Origin of the sequence: Kribbella sp. CCNWLW201 (assembly GCF_037203805.1) — a bacterium.
Classification (GTDB): Bacteria; Actinomycetota; Actinomycetes; order Propionibacteriales; family Kribbellaceae; genus Kribbella.
This window is the reverse complement of the sequence record NZ_JBBCBQ010000023.1, coordinates 1-5862: the sequence shown is the minus strand read 5'-3', so window position 1 is coordinate 5862 and position 5862 is coordinate 1. Positions and strand designations below refer to the sequence as shown.

Here is a 5862-nt window from a genome sequence, read left to right as displayed (position 1 = left end):
GACGAACGGAGTTGCATGGCAACCAGCATCGCCCTTCAACGCGTGGACCAGTCATGCACTCAGCCAACGCAGCCCGAGCTGCCTGGGGTTTCCCTACAGCCCGTCGCCGACGCGAACTGTCGACGCAGCCATTCTGCCTTGCGTGTCACGGTCTCCGGCCGTGAACTCGAAACCACCCCGGTTTTCGACACGTACTGGAGATTCGCTGCCGCACGGCAAGCCGCATTCCTTTCAAGGATCGCTGGCACGCCTGCTCCATGGACAGACGATCCAATTATCTCCGCATACAGATTCACGAACTGCTACCGCGTGACGGATCGCGTCTCACAGTATCTGATCCGCAACGTGATCTACACCGGATCAGAGGCTCCAGACGAGCTCGCGTTTCGAATACTTCTGTTCAAGTTCTTCAATAAGATTGAGACGTGGCAAGCTCTTGTTGCCCAGTTTGGTGCACCAACGCTAGCCTCGTTCGATGTTGACGCCTGGGCAGACTACTTATCGAATATCACCGCATCTGGAGCCACTATCTATTCGGCCGCGTATGTCATTCCGCCGCCTCCAATGGGAAAGTCGCGTAAGCACGCTAATCACCTCTTGCTCCTAGATCACATGGTTAGCGACGGAATCGTGGACAAGCTGCAAGCTGCAAGCTCTATGCACGATGCGTTCGAGTGGTTGCGTTCGTACCCTGGTATTGGCGACTTCCTGGCTTTCCAGTACCTCATCGATCTCAACTACTCGCCGATGCTGAGCTTTGACGAGATGGATTATGTGGTCGCCGGACCGGGCGCCAAGGATGGAATTCGGAAGTGTTTCGCTGGTGCAACGACCGGCATCGAGCGCGAAATCATCCAGTACATGGCTGATTCACAGGAGGAGCAGTTCAATCGCCTTGGATTGCGCTTCGGCAAGCTTCGAGGTCGACGCCTGCAACTCATTGACTGCCAGAACCTGTTCTGCGAAACCGACAAGTATGCCCGTGTAGCTCACCCGGATATCAAAGGCATAAGCGGACGGACGAGGATAAAGCAGTCCTTCAGGGTCAAGGGAGCGCTCGACCCTATGTTCTATCCGCCAAAATGGGGAATTGGATGACCAATAAGCTAAGCGCTCACCTGGAGATGCCAGGGAACGTTTGGGGGGGAAATGGATTTCAGTACCTATCAAGCGCACGTACTTTCCGTCGCAGACACGGCAGACTATCAGCATGAACAGGTGGCCATGCTCGGCATCGGGGCGCACATAGGTGCACTCCTCGACGCTCAACAGCGATACCTTCGGGACGCTATCGCTGTGGGGACCAGCACGACGCTCATGGCGCGCGAGCTTGGCGAGGTGCTGCGTTGGTGCGCTCACTTGGCAACGCACCATCACATTAATCTTGACGAGGTAGCGCTCTTGAACCTGCAGAAGGTTGATGCGAGGGCGCTTGCATTAGGCTCGCCTCCAATTCCAACCTTCAATGCCGCTGACGCCGCCGACATTCGCAAGTTTCAGGAGTTGGCGCTGCATACCGATCAGCAAGTTCAAGACGGCGTGGACCCGCTCGGGCTGGGCGTCCCGATTCTCGGCCTAGCTGGCGAAGCGGGAAATCTCATGGTCGAGATGAAGAAGCGGTATCGCGGAGACAGCGAGATTCCAGATTGGGTGAGGCTCGTTGAGTACGAGATCGGTGACCTGTTGTGGTATTCCGCCGCGCTTGCGAGTCATCTGGACATCGACCTAAATGAGATCGCATCTTCAGATGTCCAGCGTGCGCAACGGTCACGAGCTGTATTAACGGTGATGTCAGAACAGGAGCTGTCCGCGCTACCTGTGCTCGATGACAAGTATCCAGCCACTGAACGGTTTCCTCGCAAGCTGCTACTTCGGTTTCAGGAACAGAAGAACCAAGGGAACCCACTTGTCACCATGACTTTGGTCGACGCCTCTCCGAACGCCTACCCGGATGGGCCGGCGAGTCTGCCCAACGGCAAACCGCGCGGGTTTGAGCTCGGCGCGTCACTTGGCGATAAGGTCACTAACAACTCATACGTTGATGACAGGTATCGATACCACGATGCAATTCATCTCGGCTTCCTGGCTGTTATGGGCTGGTCTCCCAATTTGAGGAACCTGCTTCGTCTTAAGCGAAAGAGTGACCCTCTGGTAGATGAGAACGAAGACGGAGCGCGTGCGATCTTCGCGGAGGAAGGCCTGGCCGCGGTACTGGCTAAGCGAGCAGACGACTATCAACGCTTCGCGAACACACGCTTGGTTCCAGAGGATTTGATCGATCTGATCACAACTGTTCTTGAGGACCTCGAGGTGTCAAGTATGCCGGCCTGGCTATGGCGCGAAGCTGTGAGCCAGGGGTTCAATGTAATGCAGCAACTTTCCACGGGGCGCGGAGGATATGTCACCGCAGATCTTGACAGCCGGAGTCTGACCTACTCGAAACTGCCGCCGCGGACTGCGGCCATTGATAGCGTGGGAGAACCCGCATGACGTCCACAGCGCGCATAACGCCGCCAGGTGCCAGTTGGAAAAAGTTGGAGGATAAGGGCGGAGGGTACTTATCTGTCTACTTGAATGAGCCGTTGGCGAGGTGGCCCATACGTGAGTTGACGCGGCCGGCGGACAACAAGAGTGATCCGAACATCGAAACGGCGACCTATGGGCTCTTCTCGACCTGCGAGCCGAATATGCGGAAGCTCATCGTTGAAAAAGGAGCCGCATCTATCTTCTTCATGACAACATTGCGCAATACCGTCGGCCGCCGCTTGGCCGGGTACTATCACGTCGGTTGGTATGCAGAAGGAAGTCGGGGAGTTGAGAACAGAGATTACGCGTTAGCCGCCGAAGCAATTAGATTTGTCGACCCCATTGACCCCCACAATCTTCCTGAAAATTTGCGAGCACTACTTCTTAGCCAATTTCGGACGCAGAAGCCGATCGATAGCGCGGTAGTCAATAAGCTACGAGCGCGAGTCGACCGCGCGGTTGATCGCACATCTGACTATATTTCAGAAGTGAAGCGAATCGAAACTTTCTCGCGAGCTAGGTCTGGATACGCCTATCCGTCTTGGGGACGCGAGGGTGGTTTCTCCTGGGCTGACGCGGAGACTTATCTGGCGAGACCTGCATCGCCTGCTGTCGTTCCGAACAGTAGCTCGTCGGGGCGCTGGCGTTGCGGCAGCTGCGACCGCGTAATTGAAAACCGCGCCCTGCTCAAGCGATGCCCCGTCTGTGGTGAAATAGCTACATTGCGTCCCGAAATCTGAACGGAGCGGCCGCCCATGGCTCGACGTGTATTCCTCAGTTACCAGCACCTAGATCAGATGAAGGCCAAGGGTTTGAACCTGATACGGTATAACAAGAACATCAAGCTGGATCTCACCATGCGTCACTTGCTAGACCCTGTGAAGAGCCAGGATTCGAATTATATAACCCGCAAAATCAAGGAGCAACTCAAAGGAACCTCAGCGACAATTGTTCTCATCGGAAAGGATACCGCGAAGAGCGATTGGGTCGCCAAGGAAATCGAGTGGAGTCGCGAGAAGGGTAATGCGATCGTCGGTATTCGCCTGGACCCGACCGCCAAGGTCCCCGATGGTCTGCTCGAAGCTGGCGCCGAGATGCTGGACTGGTCTAAGCCTGAGGATGTTCACCAGTTCGGGCCTGCTGTGGAGCGGGCGATACTCGGAACACTTCGCGGCACGAGAATGCCCACGAACTCGATCAGCACGTGCTCGAGGTAGGCCTACCCGAGTGTGGTTGACCGCGAGGCGCGCCACATTGTGTGCTCGCGACTGATCGCTTCCTCGGCATCTGCGACGAGTTGCTCCCACTCGCTGTCGTCTCCGCAGCTTTCCAGACTGTTGCGGACCATGCTGAGCTCTTGGTTCGCGTACGTGTATGCCCGCCGGAGACCGTCATGCTGGCGGATGCTCAACCAGGCAGCTCCGGCACCTACGAATGCAGCTACGATTCCGGCCAGATCAAGATCGGTGCCCCCAGAGGCACGTGAGAAGGCGGCGAATATTCCAACACCTTCCGCAGCGATCAGGGCCATGCGCCATTGATTCGAACGCCTACGGCTAATGTCGGCTTTCTTCTTGTACCATCCGATCTGGTCATCTATCCGATCGCGGATATATATTGCTTGGCGCTCGGCTAGGTCTTGTCTACGAACCTCCCTCATCTGCTCGCTGATGACGGGCTTGTCGGACGGGTGTATATCGGTTTGGGGTCCATCGTCCAGCAAGTTCCGGAGGTCTTGCACAAATCGCTGCTCGGAACTGGCGTCAGACTTGCTATACGGAGCTGCGCCGACGGTGAAACGCCAGGCCATCGTCTTCGACGATTCTGCCAACGCGCGGCCGTCATACCAGGTATCTTCGGGTTTCTGTGCCCAGATCCAAGCTTCCGCGCACAGCACGCCAATGAATAGCACCGCGACAAGATATGCAAGATAGTCAGAGACGCCGCCACTTCCGATGAAGGCACTGACGATCGCTGCTGCCGCTGCGAGCCCGAGTTTGATCATGCTCGCACGAATGAACTGGTGCTGGCCCTCGATTGACGCGCTGTTGGCGGCATCGTGCAATCCCGGCAGATCATCAGTCTTGATGGACAGATTGGGTGTCAACACCGAGCCTCCTGGGCTGTCTCGTTGCCGGAATTGTGGCACGTTGGCGGTGATTCGTATTGCTGGCTCGCGTTGGCACCGGTCGGCGTCACTGCCGGCAGGGAAGGCTGAGGGGAGCGCGGGTGACCGGTGTGCTAGAACAGTCGTGTGGAGCTGCTGCATCGGGGCAAGGTTCGGGATGTGTACAGCGATCGCCCGGGGGAGGTGATCCTGGTTGCGACTGATCGGGTGTCGGTCTATGACGTGGTGCTGCCGACGCCGATCCCTGACAAGGGGAAGTTGCTGACGAGTCTGTCGCTGTGGTGGTTCGAACAGTTGGCGGACGTGATGCCGAACCATGTCATCTCGGCTACCGATGTGCCGACCGAGTTCGAAGGTCGTGCGGTCCGGTGTCAGCAGGTCGACATCGTGCAGGTTGAGTGCATCGCCCGCGGCTACTTGGCCGGCCTTGGATGGGACGCCTACCGGGAGACGGGCAAGATCTCCGGTGTCGAGATCCCGCCGGGACTCCGTGAGGGGGACAAACTTCCGCAGCCGGTGTTCACGCCGACGACGAAGACGGCTCCTGAGGATGGGCACGACGAGCCGATGACCTTCGAGGAGGTTTCGGAGGCCGTTGGTCCGGAGCTCGCGAAGACGCTTGAGGAGAAGACGCTCGAGCTGTTCACGAGGGCTACTGCGATCACGCAGGGCCGTGGTGTTCACCTGGCGGACACGAAGTTCGAGTTCGGTCTTGCCAAGGACGGGACGTTGGTTTTGGCGGACGAAGTTCTGACGTCGGACTCCTCGCGGTACTGGCGGGATGAGGACTGGAAACCTGGGCAGCGGCAGATCTCGTACGACAAGCAGTTCGTGCGCGACTGGGCGCGTGATCTGGGCACGTGGGACAAGACCCCGCCTGGCCCTGAGATTCCTCCGGAGGTCGTTGACGAGACTCGGGCTCGCTACGTTGCCATGTACGAACGCATCACCGGTCTGAAGTGGAACTGACTATGGCTACCTGGGATGAGATCCAACAGGCACGCCTAAGCGAGGTGCTCGAGCTGCAGAAGGTGCACAAGCGCCTACTTGCGGCCAAAGAGCAAGGCATCGAGGCAGATCCTCACGACGTCGAGATCGCACGATCCGTTGCTGCGACTGGCTACGGCGGTATCGACCGAGTCAACGCGCGGGACGATTACTAGACCGCTCCTATGGTTCAGTCTATGCTGGCGGTGTTCTAGAACACC

Annotated in this window: 7 protein-coding genes; 6 read left to right on the top strand and 1 reads right to left on the bottom strand. The window is 57.6% G+C overall.

The features are described 5' to 3' along the window. From V9K99_RS42645 to V9K99_RS42630, 4 genes are all read left to right on the top strand, one after another. On the top strand, positions 1–1098 hold a 1098-nt coding region (locus V9K99_RS42645), incomplete at its 5' end, for a nucleotide kinase domain-containing protein (protein ID WP_337336429.1). 51 nt (positions 1099–1149) lie between these two features. After that, complete coding sequence (locus V9K99_RS42640; protein WP_337012804.1) at positions 1150–2490, top strand: hypothetical protein; 1341 nt, start codon at positions 1150–1152, stop codon at positions 2488–2490. After that, complete coding sequence (locus V9K99_RS42635) at positions 2487–3266, top strand: hypothetical protein (protein WP_337012802.1); 780 nt, start codon at positions 2487–2489, stop codon at positions 3264–3266. The genes V9K99_RS42640 and V9K99_RS42635 overlap by 4 nt, the downstream gene beginning before the upstream one ends. Before the next feature lie 15 nt (positions 3267–3281). After that, complete coding sequence (locus tag V9K99_RS42630) at positions 3282–3743, top strand: TIR domain-containing protein (RefSeq protein WP_337012800.1); 462 nt, start codon at positions 3282–3284, stop codon at positions 3741–3743. 2 nt (positions 3744–3745) lie between these two features. On the opposite strand, the gene V9K99_RS42625 is transcribed toward V9K99_RS42630, so the two are convergent. Next, the gene (locus tag V9K99_RS42625; protein WP_337012798.1) at positions 3746–4636 is read right to left on the bottom strand and encodes a DUF4231 domain-containing protein; all 891 of its coding nucleotides are present in this window, start codon (positions 4634–4636) and stop codon (positions 3746–3748) included. 144 nt (positions 4637–4780) lie between these two features. Here V9K99_RS42625 and V9K99_RS42620 point away from each other — a divergent pair, with 144 nt between their 5' ends. Beyond that, entirely contained in the window at positions 4781–5623 is an 843-nt protein-coding gene (locus V9K99_RS42620) for a phosphoribosylaminoimidazolesuccinocarboxamide synthase (RefSeq protein ID WP_337012796.1), read from the top strand. Between the two features lie 2 nt (positions 5624–5625). Then, a complete protein-coding gene (locus V9K99_RS42615) occupies positions 5626–5817 on the top strand; it encodes a hypothetical protein (RefSeq protein WP_337012795.1) in 192 nt (63 codons plus the stop codon). Positions 5818–5862 lie beyond the last annotated feature (45 nt).

Bases quoted from the DNA above. Each gene is read 5' to 3' on its own strand.
- V9K99_RS42640 (WP_337012804.1), top strand. From the start codon at position 1,150: ATGGATTTCAGTACCTATCAAGCGCACGTACTTTCCGTCGCAGACACG.
- V9K99_RS42635 (WP_337012802.1), top strand. From the start codon at position 2,487: ATGACGTCCACAGCGCGCATAACGCCGCCAGGTGCCAGTTGGAAAAAG.
- V9K99_RS42630 (WP_337012800.1), top strand. From the start codon at position 3,282: ATGGCTCGACGTGTATTCCTCAGTTACCAGCACCTAGATCAGATGAAG.
- V9K99_RS42615 (WP_337012795.1), top strand. From the start codon at position 5,626: ATGGCTACCTGGGATGAGATCCAACAGGCACGCCTAAGCGAGGTGCTC.